Raw genomic sequence first — 21,217 nt, 5'->3', positions numbered from 1 at the left:
GACTTCTCAAAAATAATATTTTTTGCGATATGTCCTGTGAGTGCCCACACAGATTGTCTGATAAATTGTTAAAGAGCGTTGCAACTTACGCTGCCGTTGCCGGTCTTCTGCGTTGTTGCGAGGCTGCATATATTACGTTTTCAGCCCCTTTGAGTCAAGCGTTGTTTTTCAACTTTTTTCGCTTTTCTCTACTGTCGGCGCGCTTGTCAGCGTGTTGTTCCGTGTCAGTGAGGGCGCATTATAGGGAGTTTCTGTCTGACCGCAAGGGCTAATTTCAATTTTTTTTCTGTTTGCAGAAAAATCACCCGATCCGGCTGTTTTTTAGGTAATTATGCGATTTTTTATACAGCTTTAAGCAGTGCAGGCAGATCAGCAATACTATTAATGACTATATCCGCTGCCGCTTCTGCTTCTTCAGTCAGTGGTTTACCGGTACGTACCAGAACTGTTTTACCTACTTTTGCCGCACGGCCAGCCTGCATATCTTCTAATTTATCACCTACCATATAAGAGTTACCCATATCGATATCAAGATGCTGCTGTGCATCAAGCAGCATACCCGGTGCAGGTTTACGACAATTACATACCTGGCGGTACTCTTCAACGGTGCCTTCAGGATGATGAGGACAATAGTAGATACCATCCAAATCAACGCCACGATCCGCCAGTGACCAATCCATCCACTCAGTAAGATGCATAAATTTATCTTCGGTAAACATACCGCGGGCAATGCCTGACTGGTTTGTGACTATAATTAACGCGTAGCCCATTTTTTTGATGGCCTGCATCGCTTCAATGGCGTTATCAATAAACTGAAAATCATCACTCTCATGGAGATAGCCGGTATCAATATTAATTGTGCCGTCTCTGTCCAGAAATACTGCGGGGATACCCATGGTTACACTCTTATTTCGTCATCAATAATGCGTTTAGTATCGCTTATTTAAGAAGGAATGAGAATGCAGCCTGATAACTAAATACTGTTGACTTAGCCGTCTGGACATCTTAACATCCATTAATCATCTGGTGGAAACCGGTTTCACGTAACAAGGTAATAATAATTACATGATAAAGCTGACAAATATAAATAAGGTTTTTCAGCAGGGTCATCGCGAGATTCAGGCGCTTTCTGATATTAACCTGCACGTCCCGAAAGGGCAGATTTATGGTGTGATTGGGGCATCCGGTGCCGGAAAAAGTACACTTATCCGCTGCGTGAATATGCTGGAACGTCCTACCTCGGGTCAGGTACTCGTGGGAGAGCGTGATCTGACAAAGATGAATGATAAAGAGTTAACCCGTGCCCGCCGCGGGATCGGGATGATTTTTCAGCACTTCAACCTGCTCTCCTCCCGCACGGTGTTCGGTAATATCTCATTACCGCTTGAATTAGATCGCGTACCTGCTGCTGAGATAGAAAAACGGGTTGTCACATTGCTGGACCTGGTTGGTTTGTCTGACAAGCGGGATGCCTACGCGGCAAACCTGTCAGGCGGACAAAAGCAACGCGTTGCTATTGCCCGCGCACTGGCAAATGAACCGGATGTTTTACTGTGTGATGAAGCCACCAGCGCCCTGGATCCTGCGACAACCCGCTCGATTCTGGCACTGTTAAAAGATATCAACCGCCGTCTGGGGCTGACCATCCTGCTTATCACCCATGAAATGGATGTGGTCAAACGGATTTGTGATCAGGTTGCGGTTATCAGTGGCGGACAGCTGATTGAGCAAAACAGTGTGAGCGAAGTGTTCTCTCATCCGAAAACACCTGTCGCGCAGGCCTTTATTGAATCCACGCTGCACCTGGATGTTCCGGAAGATTACCTTGCCCGGCTACAGCCGGAGCCGGCGGAAGGTCTGGGGCCGTTACTGAAACTGGAGTTCACCGGGCAATCTGTTGATGCACCGCTGATTTCAATTGCATCACGCCGGTTTAATATTGATATCAGCATATTAAGTTCTCAGATGGATTACGCAGGTGGTGTGAAGTTTGGTGTCATGCTGGCTGAGCTGGACGGCAACAGTCCGCAGGATGTTCAGGCGGCAATCGCCTTCCTGAAAGAACACCATGTCAAAGCAGAGGTTCTCGGTTATGTCTGAAGGAATGATTTTACTGTTAGTTAAAGGCATCTGGGAAACACTGGTGATGACATTTTCATCGGGCTTTCTGGGATTTCTGATAGGCTTGCCGGTCGGTGTACTGTTATACATCACGCGCTCCGGACAGATTGCAGACAATAAGAGTCTGTATCATACCCTGTCAACGCTGGTAAATATTTTCCGGGCCATCCCGTTCATTATTTTACTGGTGTGGATGATCCCGTTTACCCGGATAATTATCGGTACGTCTATCGGGTTAGAAGCGGCGATTGTTCCGCTGACAGTCGGTGCGGCACCGTTTATTGCCCGTATGGTGGAAAATGCATTATTAGAGATCCCGTCAGGGCTGATTGAAGCTTCCCGTGCAATGGGTGCGACACCGTTGCAAATCGTCAGAAAGATTCTGCTGCCGGAAGCATTACCGGGACTGATTAACGCCGCAACCATCACTCTGATAACACTTGTGGGTTACTCCGCAATGGGGGGAGCAGTGGGTGCCGGCGGGCTGGGACAGATAGGGTATCAATACGGTTATGTCGGTTATAACGCAGTGGTAATGAATACGGTATTAGCATTATTAGTTATTTTAGTCTTTATTATTCAGGTATGTGGTGACCGTTTAGTTAAAGCTGTTACACACAAGTAAGCGTCTCCTTGCGCCGCACAAACTGCGGATGCACCTTAAACAGAACGAGGAAAAAATAATGGCTTTTAAATTAAAATCGGTTGTCATTGCAGGTGCTTTGCTGGGTTCATTGGTTCTGGCAGGCTGCGGACAAAATGAAAAAGATCCGAAGAGTATTAAAGTAGGCGTTATTGTCGGGGCTGAGCAGCAAGTTGCTGAAGTCGCACAAAAAGTCGCAAAAGATAAATATGGTCTGAATGTTGAGTTAGTCACATTCAATGACTACGTCATGCCGAATGAAGCACTCAGCCGCGGGGATATTGACCTTAACGCATTCCAGCATAAGCCGTATCTCGATCAGCAGATTAAAGATCGTAACTATAAATTAGTGCCGGCGGGCAACACCTTTGTTTATCCGATTGCCGGATATTCAAAGAAAATCAAATCACTGGATGAATTGCAGGACGGCGCACAAGTTGCTCTGCCAAATGATCCGACTAACTTAGGCCGTTCTCTGCTGCTGTTGCAGCAACAGGGATTAATCAAACTGAAAGATGGTACAGGCCTGCTGCCGACCGTACTGGATGTCACGGAAAACCCGAAAGGACTGAAGCTTATCGAGCTGGAAGCACCACAGTTACCGCGTTCTCTGGATGATAACAAAATCGACCTGGCTATCATCAACACAACCTACGCCAGCCAAATCAACTTAACACCGGCGAAGGATGGTCTGTTCGTTGAAGATAAAAATTCACCTTACGTAAACATTATTGTCTCCCGCGAAGATAATAAAGACAGTGAGAATGTGAAACAGTTTGTTCAGGCATATCAATCAGATGAAGTATTCCAGGCTGCTGATAAAGTCTTTAATGGCGGGGCTGTGAAAGGCTGGTAATAAGAATAACCGGCAAGTTCTTCCATCTTTAATTGAAGAATATTACACTAAGGGCGAACAATAGTTCGCCCTTTTTATTTCAATAATGATCATCAAATGCTCTTCATATAAATAATAATACTTATTTTGTTTTAATTACTTGTTATGTATAGCCAGAGGATCCAATTTCCATGCGTGTGCTTATCGTAAGCCTGCTCACTTTTTTTATGGTGGGGTGTTCTGTCCGTGAAACACCCCGCGAACCGGAGCAGCCCAAATATGCTGACCTGCGACTGAAAAAGCCGGTCAGTAAAAAAACCAAAACGACATCCTCATCATCCCGTGTCAGGCTCTATACTCAACCGGAAGATCTGCTTGGCAAACCTTTCCGTGACCTGGGCGTTGTTTTAGGTCAGAATTGCCGGGGAGCGGCAAAATCTGTGCCCGCCAGTATTCCGGCGGCCCGTAAACAAATGTTACGTCATGCCGGAAAAATGAAAGCAGATGCCGTGTTACTCCATCAGTGTGAAATAACCACCAGCAAGGATTGTGAGCAACTGGCGGTTTGTGAAGGTACTGCAATTAAGGTTGATGATGTCTGAGTTTTCGTTTTCACCCATTGGTTTTATCCGCTCACCCTGGCAGGAGAAATTTGCGATCCCGCGCCAGCCCGGTCTGGTTGAAGACGGAACCGGTGAGCTGCATTTTGTTGCACCTTATAATAATGCCGATTGTGTCCGCGGACTGGAACAGTTCAGCCATGTGTGGATTATCTTTGTCTTTCATGAAATCCCCGCCAACAGTTGGCGCCCGTTAGTTCGTCCGCCGCGTCTTGGCGGCAATACGAAACTCGGCGTATTTGCCACCCGTTCCACTTACCGGCCTAATCCGGTTGGTATGTCACTGGTCAGACTAAACGAAATTTGTTACGAGGGTGAAACCGCCTACCTGTCACTCGGCAGCCTCGATCTCCTGAATGGTACACCTGTGCTGGATATCAAACCGTATCTGCCTTATGCTGAGTCAGTTCCCGGCGCTCAGGCCGGATTTGCGCAGGAAGAGCCGGCTGCTGATATGCCGGTGATATTCAGTTCTGCCGCACAGCATTTCATGACAGCTCAGTCCGCCCGTTATCCTGATTTAGCCCGCTTTATCACTCAGGTACTGGCGCAGGATCCGCGTCCGGCGTATAAAAAGCAGCAGACTGATGACAAAATTTATGCTGTCCATCTGCTGGATTTCGATGTCCGCTGGCAGATCCGTAACGGCGTAACAGAAGTCATTAGTCTGGAAAACCGTTAAAAATATTTCCCCCCTCTTTTGGGGCGTGTCAGTCACTGGTAAACTGTCAGGCTTAATCTCACTTCTGCGCAGAATAACTCTGCGATAAGACATGTTTGTCGTTCTAATGGAACCTAAATAATGCGTACTACCCAATATCTGCTCTCTACTCTGAAAGAGACCCCTGCTGACGCCGAAGTTATCAGCCACCAGCTGATGCTGCGCGCCGGGATGATCCGTAAACTTGCTTCAGGTCTGTACAACTGGATGCCGACAGGCGTGCGTGTATTACGCAAAGTTGAAAAGATCGTTCGCGAAGAGATGGAAAATGCCGGTTCTCTGGAAATTTCCATGCCGGTTGTTCAGCCTGCGGATTTATGGCTGGAGAGCGGGCGCTGGGAACAATATGGTCCGGAACTGCTGCGTATTACCGATCGCGGTGATCGTCAGTTCGTCCTGGGGCCGACACATGAAGAAGTGGTGACTGATATCATCCGTAACGAAGTCACCTCTTATAAACAGCTGCCGCTGAATGTGTTCCAGATCCAGACCAAGTTCCGTGATGAAGTCCGCCCGCGTTTTGGTGTGATGCGCTCACGTGAATTTATTATGAAAGATGCGTATTCCTTCCATCTGACACAGGATTCACTTCAGGAAACCTATGACCTGATGTATCAGGCATACAGCAAAATTTTCACCCGCATCGGTCTGGATTTCCGCGCTGTTATGGCAGATACCGGCTCTATCGGCGGCAGTGCCTCTCACGAATTTCAGGTTCTGGCGCAGAGCGGTGAAGATGATGTTATTTTCTCTTCAGAATCAGACTATGCGGCGAATATCGAGCTGGCTGAAGCGGTGTGTAATATCACTGAACGCCCTGCCGCACAAAAAGCGATGGAACTGATTGAGACACCGGATGCAAAAACAATTGCAGAACTGGTTGAGCAATTCAGCCTGCCAATCGAAAAGACAGTGAAAACACTGATTGTCCGTGCCAGCGAAGAAAGTGGTCATAAACTGGTTGCTCTGCTGGTTCGTGGTGACCATGAACTCAATGAAGTTAAAGCAGAAAAACATCCGTTAGTTGCCTCTCCGTTTGAGTTTGCAACAGAAGAAGAGATCCGCGCAGAACTGAACGCCGGTCCGGGTTCATTAGGGCCGGTGAATCTGCCGCTGCCGGTTGTTGCTGACCGCACTGTTGCAATGATGAGTGATTTTGGCGCCGGGGCTAACATCGACGGAAAACACTATTTCAACATCAACTGGGAGCGCGATGTCGCACTGCCGGATGTGGCTGATATCCGTAATGTTGTTGCCGGCGACCCTAGCCCGGATGGCAAAGGTACGCTGATGATCAAGCGCGGGATTGAAGTCGGTCATATCTTCCAGCTCGGTAAAAAATATTCCGAAGCACTGAAAGCGACTGTTCAGAACGAAGCCGGTCATAACGAAGTGGTCTTTATGGGTTGTTACGGTATCGGGGTCACCCGTATTGTTGCGGCTGCGATTGAACAAAACTTTGATGATCGCGGCATCATCTGGCCGGATGCTATCGCACCATTCCAGGTTGCGTTACTGCCGATGAATATGCACAAGTCATATCGCGTGAAAGAAGTCGCGGAAAAACTCTATGCAGACCTGACCGCACAAGGCATTGAAGTACTCTTTGATGACCGTAAAGAGCGTCCGGGTGTGATGTTTGCGGATATGGAACTGCTCGGCATACCGCATACCATTGTTATCGGTGATCGCAATCTCGACAGCGGTGTTATTGAATACAAATATCGCCGCAGCGAAGACAAATCACTGATCGCACTGGATGATGCAGTCAGTATTCTGAAAGAAAAAATCATTAACGCTTGATTATTAAGGTGTTAAATGTCAAAAGGCTGAGCAGATGCTCAGCCTTTTTTGTACCGGTCACACCGCGGATGACTTATTTACAACCGCGTGATTTATCTAAAACAGATTTACCTGTCTGGATAAGAGCCTGATCGAACTGACCATCCTCCATGGATGGGCGGATACTGTAATACCCTTCCACTTCCATATAAACCGGTGTACCGCCTTCGACGCCCAGTTTACTGTAACCGCGCTCTAACCCGGAATTATCTGCCACCGCATAAACAACGCCGGTTTCACAGTCTTTAAAGGTTGCGGCATCAGCAAGATAACGGTATTCCCCTTTCAACTGCACAGGTTTTACCATTCTCAGGGTATAGTTCAGATCAGATTCGATCGCATTCCCTTCGGTATCCAGCATTACCAGGGATTTCTCCTGTGGATCGTAATAAGAGCGCTGTCCCGAGGTATCGGTGAAACGGAATTTTTCTCCGTCTTTCGCCCAGGTGCCGGTTTCAAAAAAGGTTTTGTTTCCGTCACGGGTTTCCAGATAGGTCCGCTGCATTACGTAAGTGCCATCCGTTTCCAACAGCACAGTCACACCCATTCCGCTGCAATCAGCACACGGAACAACACCCGAATAGGCGCGATCAAGTACGTGTACTTCCGCCGTCGGCGTTACCGAAACAGTCGAACTACAAGCGGTTATGCTGAAAATACCCACCGCCAGCAAGAATTTTGTCAGATTTTTCATATTTATCCCCCCGAACATCAAGTGAGTTAATGTTAACAAATTGATTGTCAGTTTTTGTATATTCCAGATTTTTCAGACTATTACGCATTTCTTGTTCAGCTTATCAGCGATTTGGAAGAAAACAGTGACAAACAATACGTTTGCTCATAATAAAATATAATCATTAATAGCCAATATGCTAACTATGATATAGTCTGCTGGAAGCGATGAGGCTATTTGAATAACCATCAGCGGATGATACCGCGATCAGAAGTATGGTGAGGGAATATGTCTACAGAAAATGAGTACCAACCAATTAATTGCGATGATTATGATAACCTCGAACTGGCCTGTCAGAACCATATGGTACTGGAAGTGACCTTACAGGGAGGGGATGTTCTGACAGGAAAAGCAACCGATCTGGTACTCAGAAAAAAAGTGGAGTACCTCTTGTCAGTATTGACAACGAATTGCGCGAGCTTCGTCTGGACGCGATTATCAGTTACAGTCATCCCGACCTGGGAACAGTGGTTATTGATCACTCACCGTCCTGAATCTATCTGTAAAATTAGCCCCGCCAGCGGGGTTAATTTTTGTCCGTTTGACATAGAGTTTTGCCTCATCCGCTTTCGCTTCCCCTTCCCGTGTCACAAATATTCCCGGCGCTGCAATTAATGTGTCGTTATACCAGAGCAACGGTGTGCGATCGCGCAGCCAGGGCGCAACATGCAGCTCCTGCCACAGTTTTTTCGCTGATCGTCTGCGATCACGCCCCGAAATATGATGATTTCCCTGTAATCCAAAACGAACAGTAACCAGCTCACCGGCTTTTGGCGGACGCACTATTGAAAACAGATCTGTCAGATCAGGTGTCTCTGTTACACACAGATATCCGGCATCATCCGGTAATGTCAAAACAGATGATATATCCCATGACAGGCAATAGTCTGATAACCCTGTGGTTTTATCAACAGCAAACAGTTTCCCCTGATAGCGGCGAATAGTCAGAGGCTTCACGAAGTATCCCGGTTCCGCATCCGGTTTTGCCAGCGCCACTTCCTGCCAGATAAGCGCAAGCTGCTGCTGTGACGGCATCAGTGCGCCGCATTGATCCAACCAGCGGCGTAATATTGCATTTCGTTTCATCGCGGACATTACCAGCAGCGGGCTGACAGATAACCCATGATGACTGTCTGTCAGCTGAGCGACTTCAGGTAAAAGCAGTTCATCAAGCAGCGCTTCCTGCTCCGCACAAAGTGAGGCACTACGGGAAACGGCATGAGCAAAGTGTGGCCAGCGGGTATTGAGGTGCGGTAAAACAGAGTGGCGGAGAAAATTGCGGTCGTAACGGATATCCCCGTTACTGTCATCCTCAACCCAGGTCAGGTGATTTATTTCAGCATAATGCTCAAGCTGTACACGACTGAAAGAGAGTAACGGGCGAATGAGCGAATGCCCGCTGAAGTTCATATTTTCTGCCATGGCTGAAAGCCCTGCCGGGCCACTGCCGCGCTTTAATGCCAGAAAAAAACGTCTCGCTCTGGTCATCAAGATGCTGTGCCGTTACCAGTGCTTCATCCGGGGCAATAATATCGCGGAAGGCCTGATAACGTGCCTCGCGTGCCGCCGCTTCAATCCCTTTCTGACGGGGATCAACCTGTACCGGACACATCTGAAAAGGAACGGAATGCGCCTCACAAAATGCCCGGCAATGCGCAGCCCAGCTATCCGCCAGCGGATTTAATCCGTGGTGAATATACACCGCGCGCAGCCGGAGATCCGCCCGCTCCGTTATCTGCCACTGCCGCAGCGCATGCAGCAGGACAGTCGAATCCAGCCCGCCGCTCAGACCCGCCAGCAGTGCCCGCTGTGTGCTGAACACACGGCGGAACGTGGCAAAAAGTTGCTCGTCAAAGGCGGTATTCACAACAGGTTATCAGCAGTAGCCGTAGCTCATCAGACGCTCATAGCGACGATTTGCCAGAGACTCACTGTCCAGCTTATCCAGCTCTTCCAGATCAGAAAGGATCTGTGCTTTCAGTGATGCAGCCACCGCTTCATAGTCACGGTGTGCGCCGCCCAGCGGCTCAGGGATCACATTATCGATCAGTTTCAGCTCTTTCAGACGTGGTGCCGTGATACCCATAGCTTCTGCGGCAATCGGCGCTTTATCGGCACTTTTCCACAAAATAGAGGCACAGCCTTCCGGAGAGATAACAGAATAGGTGCTGTATTGCAGCATGTTTACTTTGTCACCAACCGCAATCGCCAGCGCACCACCAGAGCCGCCCTCACCCACAACCGTACAGATGGTCGGCACTTTCAGGCGGGACATTTCACGCAGGTTACGGGCAATCGCTTCTGACTGACCACGCTCTTCCGCGCCCACGCCGGGATATGCGCCCGGTGTGTCGATAAAGGTGATAACCGGCAGGTTAAAGCGCTCTGCCAGTTCCATCAGACGCAGTGCTTTGCGGTAGCCTTCCGGTGCCGGCATACCAAAGTTGCGGCGGATTTTTTCTTTGGTTTCGCGCCCTTTCTGGTGCCCGATGATCATGACCGGACGACCTTCAAGACGGGCGATCCCGCCGACAATGGCTTTATCATCCGCATACGCGCGATCGCCTGCCAGCTCCTGAAAATCGGTAAAGATCAGTCTGACATAATCCAGGGTATACGGACGACGCGGATGGCGTGCCAGTTGTGCAATCTGCCATGCGCCTAAATCTGCAAAAATTTTACGCGTCAGTTCCAGACTCTTAGCCCGTAAGCGTTCAACTTCTTCATCCAGATTAATATCGAGTGATTCATCCTGGCGGCTAACCGCGGTAAGCGAATCAATTTTCGCCTCTAACTCGGCAATCGGCTGTTCAAAATCCAGAAAATTAAGACTCATAATGTTCCTATTTTAGTCAAATTCTAATTCTACCTGCTCATTACCCAGCAGAGTTCGCAGATCAGTCAGAAGGGTATCGGTTGGTGTTACCCGCCATGTTGCGCCGAATCGCATCCGCGCTCTGGCATCTTCCTTCTGATAATAAAGATGAACCGGTATTGTCCCGGAACGGTGCGGTTCAAGTGCACCGCGCAACCGGTGCAGCAGTTGTTCGTCAATTTGCCCGTCCGTGAGCGAGATAGCAAGCCCCCGCGCATATTTTTCACGCGCTTCGCTGATATCCAGCAGCTCCCTGACCACCATTTTAAGCCCGCCGCTGAAATCATCAAAGCTGACCTGCCCGGAGGCAATCAGAATGCGATCTTGTTCAAGCAGGTGCTGGTAGCGTTCCAGTGCATCAGAAAATAACATAATATCCAGCCGGCCGGAACGATCATCCAGTGTACACACGCCGATCCGGTTACCCCGTTTCGTGGTGATCACTTTTGATGCCAGCACCAACCCGACAACGGTTGTCATTTGCCCGCGCGGTGTCGGGTTCACATCTTTGAGACGCAAGCCATTAGTATAGCGTTCTATCTCTTTAAGGTAGCGGTTTATCGGATGTCCGGTCAGATAGAGACCCAGCGTTTCCCGCTCACCTTCCAGAATAATCTCTTCCTGCCATTTAGGGATATTGGCATAAGAGCGCTCCACCTGTTCCGGCGCTTCGGCTAATACCCCGAACATGTCCGCCTGACCAATCGCTTCCGCTTTAGCATGCTGATCGGCCGCTTTCAGCGCATCTTCCAGCGCTGACATCAGTGCCGCACGATGCGGTCCCAGCCGGTCAAATGCCCCGGACATAATGAGTTTTTCCATCATGCGGCGGTTCAGTTTTTTGGTGTCCGTGCGGGCGCACAAATCAAAGATATCTTTGAAATGCCCCTCTTCACGGGCTTCCAGAATGGCTTCTATAGGCCCTTCACCGACACCTTTAATCGCCCCGATACCATAAACTATCTCACCTTCATCATTCACATGGAAGTGATACAGTCCGCTATTGATATCCGGCGGTAATACTTTCAGTCCCATCCGCCAGCATTCATCCACCAGCCCGACGACCTTTTCCGTGTTATCCATATCAGCAGTCATTACCGCTGCCATAAATTCCGCCGGATAGTGCGCCTTGAGCCACAGAGTCTGGTAAGACACCAGTGCATAGGCGGCGGAGTGAGATTTGTTAAATCCGTACCCGGCGAATTTTTCCACCAGGTCAAAGATTTTCATCGACAGTTCAGCATCAACGCCATTTTTTATCGCGCCGTCCCGGAATACCGAGCGCTGCTTAGCCATCTCTTCCGGCTTTTTCTTACCCATTGCACGGCGCAGCATATCCGCGCCGCCCAGCGTGTAACCCGCCAGCACCTGCGCAATCTGCATCACCTGCTCCTGATAGAGGATGATGCCGTAGGTCGGTTCGAGTACCGGTTGCAGAGATTCATGCTGCCATTCCACATCCGGATATGAAATCGCTTCGCGCCCGTGCTTACGGTCGATAAAGTTATCTACCATGCCCGATTGCAGCGGACCCGGGCGGAACAATGCCACCAGGGCTATCATATCTTCAAAACTGTCCGGACGCAGACGTTTGATCAGATCTTTCATCCCGCGGGATTCAAGCTGGAAAACAGCGGTCGTTTCCGAACGTTGCAGCATGTCGAAACTTTTCTGGTCATGCAGCGGGATTGCCGCAATATCAACCGGCGGCTTGCCGTTCTTCAGGTTGCGCGGGTTAATCATGCCCAGCGCCCAGTCGATAATAGTCAGGGTTCGCAGTCCGAGGAAGTCAAACTTCACCAGACCGGCGTATTCCACATCATTTTTATCAAACTGCGTAACCGGGTTTCCCCCTTCCGCATCGCAATAAAGCGGGGCGAAATCGGTAATTTTTGTCGGCGCGATAACCACACCACCGGCGTGTTTACCGGCATTACGCGTGACACCTTCAAGGATCCGCGCCATATCAATCAGCGCCCGGACTTCCTCATCAGCGTCATACACTTCACCGAGCTGCGGCTCTGCGGCAAACGCTTTTTCCAGTGTCATACCCGGATCCGGCGGCACCAGTTTTGAAATGCGATCAACAAAGCCGTACGGATGACCCAGCACACGGCCGACATCACGGATAACCGCTTTTGCCGCCATCGTACCAAAGGTAATAATCTGCGAAACCGCATCCCGCCCGTACATTTCAGCGACATGATCAATAACCATATCGCGTTTTTCCATACAAAAATCGACGTCAAAGTCAGGCATGGAAACACGTTCCGGGTTTAAGAACCGCTCAAACAGCAGATCAAACTCCAGTGGATCCAAATCGGTAATTTTCAGGGCATACGCCACCAGTGAACCGGCACCGGAACCACGACCGGGACCCACCGGAACATCATTATCTTTTGACCACTGGATAAATTCCATCACGATCAGGAAGTAACCGGGGAATCCCATCTGGTTGATAACTTTAAGTTCAATTTCCAGACGCTCGTCATACTCAGGACGCCGCTTTATGCGCTCATCCGGATCAGGGAACAGGAACGCAAGGCGCTCTTCCAGTCCTTCCAGCGAGCATTTAACCAGGAAATCTTCCGTGCTCATATCCCCGGTCGGGAATTGCGGCAGGAAATACTCGCCGAGACGGATGGTAACGTTACAACGCTTAGCAATCTCAACGCTGTTTTGCAGGGCTTCCGGGATGTCTGCGAATAACTCGCACATCTCTTCTTCACTGCGCAGGTATTGCTGAGGACTGTAGTTCTTCGGGCGTTTCGGATCGACTAAGGTAAAGCCGTCATGGATAGCCACGCGGATCTCATGGGCATCAAAGTCATCACTCTTAATAAAGCGGACATCGTTTGTCGCCACGACCGGCAGCGATTTTGCTGTCGCAAGTTCAACCGCAGCGTGCAGATAACTCTCTTCATCCGGACGACCGGTGCGGATAAGTTCCAGATAATAACTGTCGGGGAAATGAGTCTGCCAGAATTCCAGCGCCTGCTCCGCCAGCACATTATTGCCGCGCAGCAGGAATTTACCCACATCGCCCATGCGACCACCGGAGAGAATGAGTAATCCCTCTTTGTGATTGATCAGCCATTCACGCAGAATAGTCGGCCCCTGTGCGCCATACCCTTTCTGGTATGCCTCTGAAATCAGCAATGTCAGATTCTGGTAACCGATATTATTACGGGCAAGAATAGTTAATGACGCAAGTTCATCACCGAGCAGCTCGCTTTCCATCAGGAAATCAGCCCCGACAATCGGTTTGACCCCTGCGCCATGGGCGCTGCCATAGAATTTCACCAGCCCGCACAGGTTGGTAAAGTCAGTGATAGCTAACGCCGGCATATTCATAGACGCGACTTTTTTAACCAACGCACCGGTTTTTGCCAGTCCGTCAATCATGGAATAGTCACTGTGAATATTCAGATGAATAAAACGCGGATCCGCCATTACACCATCCTCACTTACTTAACCCCGGTCAGCACACGGCGAACCGGCGCAAAACTGGTGCGGTGATGCTCTGTTGCGCCATATTTTTCCAGCATGGCAAAATGCAGCGCAGTCGGGTATCCCTTGTGTTTTGCAAAACCATACTGCGGATACAGTTTGTCCAGCTCTGCCATTTCGCGGTCACGCGTCACTTTTGCCAGTATTGATGCTGCACTGATCTCCGGTACCAGTCCGTCACCTTTAATTACCGCCAGTGCCGGAACACCAAAGTCCGGGGCTTTATTACCATCGACCAGCACAAATCCCGGGCGGATAGCCAGCCCGGCAACCGCGCGCTGCATGGCAACAAATGTCGCCTGCAAAATATTTATCTGATCAATTTCTGCCGCTTCTGCGCGACCCAGGCTCCAGTACAGCGCTTTTTCCTGAATCTCAATAAACAAGCGCTCACGTTTTTTTCACTGAGCTTTTTGGAGTCCATTAATCCGTCAATCGGATTTGCCGGATCCAGGATCACGGCAGCGGTAACCACGGCGCCGACTAACGGCCCGCGTCCGACTTCATCCACACCCGCAATGAATGTGGCTTTCGGATAAATAAAATCCATTATTGACTCGCTATATCTAATACGGCCTGTGCAGCCTGATTGTCTGCATCCAGACGGATTTTCTGATGTAATTCCAGGAATGTCTCTCTAAGCCCTTCTACCGCTTCACCACCCTGCAACAAAGGCAGAAGAGCAGCAGCCAGCAGCTCACTGCGGCACTCGTCCTGTAACAGCTCCGGCACAATTTCCCGACCGGCTAACAGGTTCGGCAGTGATACATAGGGGGTTTTTACCAGACGCTTTGCCAGCCAGAAAGTGAAGGGTTTCATGCGATAGCCCACGACCATCGGACATTTTGCCAGCATGCATTCCAGCGCAGCCGTGCCGGATGCAAGCAAAGCGGCATCGGATGCGATCATGGCATCGCGGGCACGACCATCCAGCAGATGAACCGTAAGATCAGGTGCAATTTCCTGCTTTATCGCTTCAAACTCTGCGCGGCGCTTTGCATTGACTAACGGAACCACAATCTGTAAGTCCGGCAGTGTCTCACGCAGCTGTCGTGCTGTTTTCAGAAAATCACCGCTGAGCATAGAGACTTCAGCGTGACGGCTTCCCGGCAACATAGCGAGACAAGGCGCGGTGAGAGAGAGTCCCAGCGCATCACGGGCAGCGGTTTTATCAGGTTGCAGCGGCAGAGAGTCCGCCATGGTGTGACCGATAAAACGGCACGGCACATTGTATTTATCATAAAACGCTTTTTCAAACGGCAGAAACGCCAGCACAAGGTTGGTTGATTTGCCGATTTTAAAGACCCGTTTCTGCCGCCACGCCCAGACGGACGGACTGACATAATGGATTGTTTTAATGCCTGATGATTTTAAGCGGCCTTCCAGCGTGATATTGAAATCAGGCGCATCAATGCCGACAAACACATCCGGTTTGAGTTCACGAAAGCGACGGGTAAGGTCACGGCGGACAGAAAGCAGCCGTGGCAGACGCCCCAGCACTTCCACAATCCCCATGACTGCCAGCTCTTCCATTTCATACCAGGTTTCGCAGCCTTCGGCCTGCATCAGCGGGCCGGCAACGCCGACAAAACGGACATCCGGACATTTTTCTCTGAGTGCGCGCATTAAGCCTGCGCCAAGAATGTCACCGGAGGTTTCTCCGGCGACTATACCTATCGTGAGCGGACGAGGTGATACCGACATGGCAGCCCCCGAAATTACGGACGGATGATGCCGCGTTCTGCGGAATCCAGGAAATCAGCGAAGGTTTTAACGTGAACGTTTTCTTTCGCCAGTTCAGCCAACTGCTCTTTGGCTTCTGCCAGCGTCAGATTGTTGCGGTACAGTACTTTATAAGCATTCTGTAACGCACTGATATCTTCTTTGGTAAAACCACGACGTTTCAGACCTATAGCGTTCAGGCCATACGCAGTAACATGATTTCCCTGTGCAATCAGGAACGGCGGGACATCCTGCGCCACACCTGAACAGCCACCGATCATCGCATGAGCACCAATACGGCAGAACTGATGAACCGCTGATAAACCGCCGAGAATGACATAATCATCCAGTGTAACGTGTCCCGCCAGCGTACCATTGTTGGCAATGATACAGTGGTTGCCGACAACACAGTCGTGGGCAACGTGCGCATTGATCATCAGCAGGTTATCGTTACCGATGCGGGTAACACCCGTATCCTGCGCCGTACCCCGGTGAATAGTAACACTTTCACGGATGCGGTTACGATCACCAATCTCAACACGGGTCGGCTCGCCGTTGTATTTCAGATCCTGGTTTATTTCACCAATAGAGGCAAACTGAAAGATCTGGTTATCACGGCCAATTTTAGTGTGACCGTTGATAACAACGTGGGATTTGATGTCAGTCCCTTCACCGATTTCAACATCTGCCCCGATGCAACAAAAAGGACCGATGCGAACGTTGGCACCAATAACAGCGCCATCTTCAATAATTGAAGACGGATGGATCACGGCGGTTTTATCAATCATTTATCAGCCCTCACGGCGGCGTGCGCACATCATCGTGGCTTCGCAGGCAACTTCTCCGTCAACTTTCGCGACACCCGTGAAACGGGCGACTCCGCGTCGTTCTTTCAGGAAAGTCACCTCAAGGATCATTTGATCTCCAGGCAGTACCGGACGCTTGAAGCGGCAATCATCAATCGCTGCAAAATAATAAAGCTCGCCGGGTTCTAATTTACCGAGCTTTTGAATGCCAGAATACCTGTGGCCTGTGCCATGGCTTCCAGAATCAGGACGCCCGGAAAAATCGGTTTACCCGGGAAATGCCCCTGGAAGAACGGCTCATTAAACGATACGTTTTTAACCGCACGTAAAAAACGACCTTCTTCAAAATTCAGCACGCGATCCACTAATAAAAATGGGTAACGGTGCGGAAGGAGCTCTAAAATTTCATCAATATTGAGAGTATGGTTATCACTCATCAGAATACTCTTCCTGTCTCTTTGTCATATTTATTATGAATAACACGGCCCGCATACCCTTATTCATTCAAACCGCAGGTTCGTTGGCAGCACTCAGCCCGCCGGGTCACATAGTTTACCTATGCTCCCCGGCGGTCTGAGCTTGCCGCCTTCCTGCAACTTGAATGACGTTGGGTATATACCCGTAATATGGTCAGCAGGCCGCAAAAATCGCTGAATACGCGGTTACTTTTCGTCGTTATCCATCTGCCGTTCAACCGCCTTGAGGCGCTTGTTGATTTCGTTGATATTCATTACCAACGCAGCAGTTTTACGCCAGGTTTTATTTGGCTGTAACGGAATACCGGAGGAGTACACACCCGGCTCAGTGATAGGACGCATGACCATTCCCATGCCTGTCACAACGACGCGATCGCAGATTTCCATATGACCATTAATGACGCTTGCCCCGCCAATCATACAGTTACGACCGATTTTCAGACTCCCCGCCATAATCACACCACCGGCAACCGCCGTGTTGTCACCGATTATAACGTTATGCGCAATCTGGCACTGGTTATCAATGATAACACCATTACCGATCACTGTATTTTCTAATGCACCCCGATCAATCGTGGTACAGGAGCCGATTTCAACCCGGTCACCGATAATAACGGAACCCAGCTGAGGAATTTTAACCCACTGACCGCGATCATTTGCATAGCCAAATCCGTCTGCACCAATAACGGTATTTGAATGAACAAGACAGGCTTCGCCAATCACAATCTCATGGTAAACAGTGACATTCGCCCAGATACGGGTTTTGGCACCGATTTGTGTATTTTTGCCGACAAATGAACCGGCACCGATAATAACATCGTCACCCAGCACAACGCCGGACTCAATCACTGCATTTGCACCGACGCAAACATTGTTTCCGAGGGATGCTGACGGGTCAATCACCGCAGAAGGATGGATATTCACAGCCGGAGCCGGCGTGGTGTCCATAATCTGAGCCATGTATGCATACGCCAGGTACGGGTCTTTGACAACCAGTGCCGCGACCTGACAAAACGGTAAATCGCCTTCACGCAATACTACCGCGCCGGCCTGACAATCGGTCAGTTTTTCACGGTAACGGGCATCAGACAGGAAAGTAATTTGCCCGCTGTTTGCTGAATGCATGGGTGCGATACCGGTGATGGCAATATCGCCATCACCGTGTAACGTTGCATTCAACTGCTGAGCGAGGTCAGCTAATCGAATGGAAGACATTAATTATTTAACCTGTTTCAGAACATCAGCAGTGATATCGATACCGGATACAGAATACGCTACTGCATTTGCATCGATAACAACGTCATATCCGCCTTTGGCTGCAACAGATTTCACTGCATCTTCAACACGTTTCATGACTTTGCCGCGCTCTTCCATCTGACGCTTCTGGAAATCCTGGTCAAATGTCTGGGCTTTTTTAGCGAAATCAGCACGTTTGGCGTCGAATTCACCAGCCAGTTTCTGACGCTCACTGTCTTTCATGGTTGCGCCGTCTTTCTGCAGTTTCTGAGCACGGGTTTGCAGATCTTTTTCTAAGCTCTGCAGATCAGTACCACGGCTTTTGAATTCACTTTCCAGCTGTTTAGCTGCCGCTTCACGGCCCGGCATCTTCTGAACAACTTCACCGATATTCACAACCGCGATTTTATCAGCAGCCTGAGCAGCACCGGCAGACATCGCTAACACCATTCCCACGCTGGCAGCAGTTAATAACTTTTTCACAATAAAACCCCTTAAACCCATTCATTGGTTGGATATTAAACCCAATGGTAAAGATTCTCTTTGCACACTGAGCGTACTGGCTATTACGCATGGTAATTACATATATCCCCTTACTCATTCGAAATGCAGGTTCGTTGCCTGCATCCCGAATGACCAGGGTAATGTAATTACCAGGTCTTACCGATATTAAACTGGAACTGTTCGGTCCGGTCACCTGAGTAGTCTTTGATTGGTCTCGCATAAGAGAAGACCAACGGCCCGAGCGGAGAAATCCACTGAAGCGCGACACCGGAGGAGACACGAATATTTCCTGCTTTACTGTAATCAGGAATACCGAGATTTTGCATTTCTGCCGTATTATCCCAGTTGGTATCCCACACTGTACCGGCATCCACAAACAGAGAGGTCCGGACAGAGTTTGTATATTTCTCGTCGATAAACGGCGTTGGCGTAATCAGCTCAAGGCTGGCCACGGCCATTGCGTTACCGCCGATTGCATCACGTGACGGACTATCTGATTTTGGTTTGCCGGTGCTATCCAGATAAACCGCTTTCGGACCAATAGTATTGGAACGGAAACCACGGACAGTACCGGAGCCGCCTGCATAGAAGTTCTCATAGAACGGCAGTTCTTTGCCGCCGAGCCCGTCACCAAAGCCTAAACGACCACGACCCATCACAACCCAGCTGTTATTATCATCAATCGGATAATAACCGGTAGTATCAGCGATCAGCTTGTAGTATTCGTTATCAGAGCCCGGAACAGTCACTTTCGCACTGACGGTGGATTTCACCCCTGAGGTCGGGAAGAACCCGCGGTCAAGGTTGTTGTACACCCATGCAGTGGTAAAGGTGAAGTCATCCGCACGGAATTCTTCGCGATCTTCAAAGCCCGGAGTCTCACCCATTGATTCCAGGTAGCGCCACATAGCAACCTGTGGCTCCATACGGGACAGGGTATTATGTACGTAGCCCAGACCTAAACGGAATGAGTTATTTTCATTAATCGGGAAGCCGAGTGTTCCGTCCACACCATAGGTTTTATTGGTATAGCCGGACAGGTCTGCGTCATCAGCACGGAAGTCGTTATAGAAAATACGACCACCCAGGCTAACACCATCCACCGTGAAGTACGGGTCTGTCATTGACAGTTCCGCATAAGTGGAATAGTCATTTTTGCTGGCGTTAGCCGCAACCTGATAACCTGTACCTAACCAGTTATCCTGGGTCACACCGACCTGGAAGCTGACGCCGCTCTCTGTCCCGAAGCCCACACCAAAGTTCAGGGAACCAGTGTTACGCTCTTTGACTTTATAGACAACATCGACCTGATCCGGTACGCCCGGCACACGCTGAGTTTCCACTTCGACCGTTTCAAAGAAACCGGTACGGTTCAGGCGCTCTTTCCCGGATTCCACCAGGTCATTACCTAACCATGCACCTTCCATCTGACGCATTTCACGGCGCAGAACGGAGTCTTTACTCACGTCATTACCGGCAAAACGGATCTGGCGGACATAGAAACGGTTACCGGCATCCACATTGACATGCAGTGTAACGGTTTTATCTGCTTCATTGATTTCCGGCTGAGTCATGACGCGCGGATAAGCATAGCCATAACGGCCAAGCATATTTTTGACATCATTCTCCATCTTGGTAACTTGCGTACCATTATAGAGTGAGCCAGGCTCAATCATGGTCAGTTCAGTGATTTCAGCAGAGTGTCCGGCTGTTTCACCGGCAACCTGAACGCCGGCAATCTGATACTGCTCGCCTTCGGTCACGTTAACCGTGATATAAATGCCTTTTTTGTCCGGTGTCAGACTGACCTGAGTCGAATCAATATTAAATTTGGCGTAACCGCGATCCAGATAAAAGCTGCGTAACGTTTCAAGGTCACCAGCCAGTTTTTGTTTCTGGTATTTCTGGTCAGCCGCCAGGTTCCACCACGGTACATCATCACGCAGCTGGAAACGGTTCACCAGTTCTGCGGTAGTAAACGTGTCGTTACCCACGATATTGATTTGCTGAATAGTGGCAGAAACCCCTTCAGCAAAAACAAATTTAACATCAATACGGTTACGCGGAAGCGGTGTTACAACCGCTTTAACTGTCGCATTGTATTTACCGACACTGTGATAGAAATCTTCCAGTCCCTTTTCAATATTTGCCAACATCGTCCGGTCAAGCGCTTCACCAACACGGATGTTGGAGGCTTCCAGATTCTGTTTGAGCATGTCATCCTTCACGGATTTATTGCCCGAGAAAGTAATATTTGCAATGGTCGGACGTTCTTTTACCTGAACCAGCAATGCATTACCATCACGCAGGACGCGGACATCTTCAAAGTTACCTGTCGCGAAGAGTGCGCGAATGGTACGACCGATATCTTCGTCACCGGCCGTGTCTCCGACACGAACAGGCATGTTCAGTAATGCAGCACCAACGGCGACGCGCTGAAGACCTTCAAACTGAATGTCCTGAACCACGAATCCGTCTGAACCGTATGCAGTGAAGCTGCCAAGCAGCAGCGACGCTATGAGCAACTTTTTCATCGCCATCGTTGTTATGCGTTTTCCTTACCGGTCCCCTGC

General features: G+C 49.6%; 15 protein-coding genes and 4 pseudogenes. 7 read left to right on the top strand and 12 right to left on the bottom strand.

Going from position 1 to position 21,217, the window contains the following annotated elements; translation table 11 throughout:
• Window positions 1-341 precede the first annotated feature (341 nt).
• Window positions 342-896 carry a D-glycero-beta-D-manno-heptose 1,7-bisphosphate 7-phosphatase gene (gmhB, locus tag AYY17_RS18970; protein ID WP_067426359.1) on the bottom strand — a complete coding sequence of 185 codons (555 nt, stop codon included), beginning with the start codon at window positions 894-896 and terminating at the stop codon, window positions 342-344.
• Window positions 897-1,065: 169 nt separating this feature from the next.
• On the opposite strand from gmhB, the gene metN reads away from it, so the two are divergent.
• From metN to proS, 6 genes are all read left to right on the top strand, one after another.
• The gene (gene metN, locus AYY17_RS18965; protein ID WP_067426357.1) at window positions 1,066-2,100 is read left to right on the top strand and encodes a methionine ABC transporter ATP-binding protein MetN; all 1,035 of its coding nucleotides are present in this window, start codon (window positions 1,066-1,068) and stop codon (window positions 2,098-2,100) included.
• Window positions 2,093-2,746: a methionine ABC transporter permease MetI gene (locus AYY17_RS18960; protein ID WP_067401675.1), complete on the top strand. Its 654-nt coding sequence runs from the start codon at window positions 2,093-2,095 to the stop codon at window positions 2,744-2,746. Before metN ends, AYY17_RS18960 begins: the two co-directional genes overlap by 8 nt.
• Window positions 2,747-2,804: 58 nt before the next feature.
• Entirely contained in the window at window positions 2,805-3,620 is an 816-nt protein-coding gene (locus AYY17_RS18955; RefSeq protein ID WP_067401674.1) for a MetQ/NlpA family lipoprotein, read from the top strand.
• Window positions 3,621-3,790: 170 nt separating this feature from the next.
• Entirely contained in the window at window positions 3,791-4,201 is a 411-nt protein-coding gene (gene rcsF, locus AYY17_RS18950) for an Rcs stress response system protein RcsF (protein ID WP_067401673.1), read from the top strand.
• Entirely contained in the window at window positions 4,194-4,901 is a 708-nt protein-coding gene (gene tsaA, locus AYY17_RS18945; RefSeq protein WP_067426355.1) for a tRNA (N6-threonylcarbamoyladenosine(37)-N6)-methyltransferase TrmO, read from the top strand. The genes rcsF and tsaA overlap by 8 nt, the downstream gene beginning before the upstream one ends.
• A gap of 120 nt (window positions 4,902-5,021) precedes the next feature.
• On the top strand, window positions 5,022-6,743 hold the full coding sequence (gene proS, locus AYY17_RS18940) for a proline--tRNA ligase (RefSeq protein WP_067426353.1): 1,722 nt from the start codon (window positions 5,022-5,024) through the stop codon (window positions 6,741-6,743).
• Between the two features lie 73 nt (window positions 6,744-6,816).
• Here the strand turns inward: proS and nlpE are convergent, their stop codons facing one another.
• On the bottom strand, window positions 6,817-7,476 hold the full coding sequence (gene nlpE / locus AYY17_RS18935; RefSeq protein ID WP_067426351.1) for an envelope stress response activation lipoprotein NlpE: 660 nt from the start codon (window positions 7,474-7,476) through the stop codon (window positions 6,817-6,819).
• A gap of 267 nt (window positions 7,477-7,743) precedes the next feature.
• On the opposite strand from nlpE, the pseudogene rof reads away from it, so the two are divergent.
• A pseudogene (gene rof, locus AYY17_RS21385) lies at window positions 7,744-8,009 on the top strand (Rho-binding antiterminator).
• On the opposite strand, the pseudogene tilS reads toward rof, so the two are convergent.
• The 10 genes and pseudogenes from tilS to bamA all read right to left on the bottom strand — a co-directional run bounded on the left by tilS (window position 7,987) and on the right by bamA (window position 21,184).
• Window positions 7,987-9,382: pseudogene (gene tilS, locus AYY17_RS18930) on the bottom strand (tRNA lysidine(34) synthetase TilS). The pseudogenes rof and tilS sit on opposite strands and share 23 nt — an antisense overlap.
• Window positions 9,383-9,391: 9 nt before the next feature.
• Complete coding sequence (accA, locus tag AYY17_RS18920) at window positions 9,392-10,351, bottom strand: acetyl-CoA carboxylase carboxyl transferase subunit alpha (protein WP_067426343.1); 960 nt, start codon at window positions 10,349-10,351, stop codon at window positions 9,392-9,394.
• Between the two features lie 12 nt (window positions 10,352-10,363).
• Entirely contained in the window at window positions 10,364-13,843 is a 3,480-nt protein-coding gene (dnaE, locus tag AYY17_RS18915; protein ID WP_067426342.1) for a DNA polymerase III subunit alpha, read from the bottom strand.
• A gap of 14 nt (window positions 13,844-13,857) precedes the next feature.
• A pseudogene (rnhB, locus tag AYY17_RS18910) lies at window positions 13,858-14,450 on the bottom strand (ribonuclease HII).
• Window positions 14,450-15,604, bottom strand: coding sequence for a lipid-A-disaccharide synthase (gene lpxB, locus AYY17_RS18905; protein WP_067426340.1), 1,155 nt, complete (start codon window positions 15,602-15,604; stop codon window positions 14,450-14,452). The pseudogene rnhB and the gene lpxB overlap by 1 nt, the downstream one beginning before the upstream one ends.
• 14 nt (window positions 15,605-15,618) lie before the next feature.
• A complete protein-coding gene (gene lpxA / locus AYY17_RS18900; protein WP_067401651.1) occupies window positions 15,619-16,410 on the bottom strand; it encodes an acyl-ACP--UDP-N-acetylglucosamine O-acyltransferase in 792 nt (263 codons plus the stop codon).
• 3 nt (window positions 16,411-16,413) lie between these two features.
• Window positions 16,414-16,865: pseudogene (gene fabZ, locus AYY17_RS18895) on the bottom strand (3-hydroxyacyl-ACP dehydratase FabZ).
• 225 nt (window positions 16,866-17,090) lie between these two features.
• A complete protein-coding gene (gene lpxD, locus AYY17_RS18890; protein WP_067426336.1) occupies window positions 17,091-18,119 on the bottom strand; it encodes a UDP-3-O-(3-hydroxymyristoyl)glucosamine N-acyltransferase in 1,029 nt (342 codons plus the stop codon).
• Window positions 18,120-18,122: 3 nt separating this feature from the next.
• A complete protein-coding gene (locus tag AYY17_RS18885) occupies window positions 18,123-18,623 on the bottom strand; it encodes an OmpH family outer membrane protein (RefSeq protein ID WP_067401644.1) in 501 nt (166 codons plus the stop codon).
• Between the two features lie 167 nt (window positions 18,624-18,790).
• The gene (bamA, locus tag AYY17_RS18880) at window positions 18,791-21,184 is read right to left on the bottom strand and encodes an outer membrane protein assembly factor BamA (protein WP_067426335.1); all 2,394 of its coding nucleotides are present in this window, start codon (window positions 21,182-21,184) and stop codon (window positions 18,791-18,793) included.
• Between the last annotated feature and the right edge of the window lie 33 nt (window positions 21,185-21,217).

This window comes from Morganella psychrotolerans (genome assembly GCF_001676055.1).
GTDB classification, from domain to species: Bacteria; Pseudomonadota; Gammaproteobacteria; order Enterobacterales; family Enterobacteriaceae; genus Morganella; species Morganella psychrotolerans_B.
The sequence above is the reverse complement of the archived record's forward strand: the minus strand, read 5'-3'. Positions and strand labels throughout refer to the sequence as shown.

Excerpts from the sequence above, each read along its gene's own strand:
- gmhB (WP_067426359.1), bottom strand. The coding sequence starts at position 896 with ATGGGTATCCCCGCAGTATTTCTGGACAGAGACGGCACAATTAATATT.
- metN (WP_067426357.1), top strand. The coding sequence starts at position 1,066 with ATGATAAAGCTGACAAATATAAATAAGGTTTTTCAGCAGGGTCATCGC.
- AYY17_RS18960 (WP_067401675.1), top strand. The coding sequence starts at position 2,093 with ATGTCTGAAGGAATGATTTTACTGTTAGTTAAAGGCATCTGGGAAACA.
- AYY17_RS18955 (WP_067401674.1), top strand. The coding sequence starts at position 2,805 with ATGGCTTTTAAATTAAAATCGGTTGTCATTGCAGGTGCTTTGCTGGGT.
- rcsF (WP_067401673.1), top strand. The coding sequence starts at position 3,791 with ATGCGTGTGCTTATCGTAAGCCTGCTCACTTTTTTTATGGTGGGGTGT.
- tsaA (WP_067426355.1), top strand. The coding sequence starts at position 4,194 with ATGTCTGAGTTTTCGTTTTCACCCATTGGTTTTATCCGCTCACCCTGG.
- proS (WP_067426353.1), top strand. The coding sequence starts at position 5,022 with ATGCGTACTACCCAATATCTGCTCTCTACTCTGAAAGAGACCCCTGCT.
- nlpE (WP_067426351.1), bottom strand. The coding sequence starts at position 7,476 with ATGAAAAATCTGACAAAATTCTTGCTGGCGGTGGGTATTTTCAGCATA.
- accA (WP_067426343.1), bottom strand. The coding sequence starts at position 10,351 with ATGAGTCTTAATTTTCTGGATTTTGAACAGCCGATTGCCGAGTTAGAG.
- dnaE (WP_067426342.1), bottom strand. The coding sequence starts at position 13,843 with ATGGCGGATCCGCGTTTTATTCATCTGAATATTCACAGTGACTATTCC.
- lpxB (WP_067426340.1), bottom strand. The coding sequence starts at position 15,604 with ATGTCGGTATCACCTCGTCCGCTCACGATAGGTATAGTCGCCGGAGAA.
- lpxA (WP_067401651.1), bottom strand. The coding sequence starts at position 16,410 with ATGATTGATAAAACCGCCGTGATCCATCCGTCTTCAATTATTGAAGAT.
- lpxD (WP_067426336.1), bottom strand. The coding sequence starts at position 18,119 with ATGTCTTCCATTCGATTAGCTGACCTCGCTCAGCAGTTGAATGCAACG.
- bamA (WP_067426335.1), bottom strand. The coding sequence starts at position 21,184 with ATGGCGATGAAAAAGTTGCTCATAGCGTCGCTGCTGCTTGGCAGCTTC.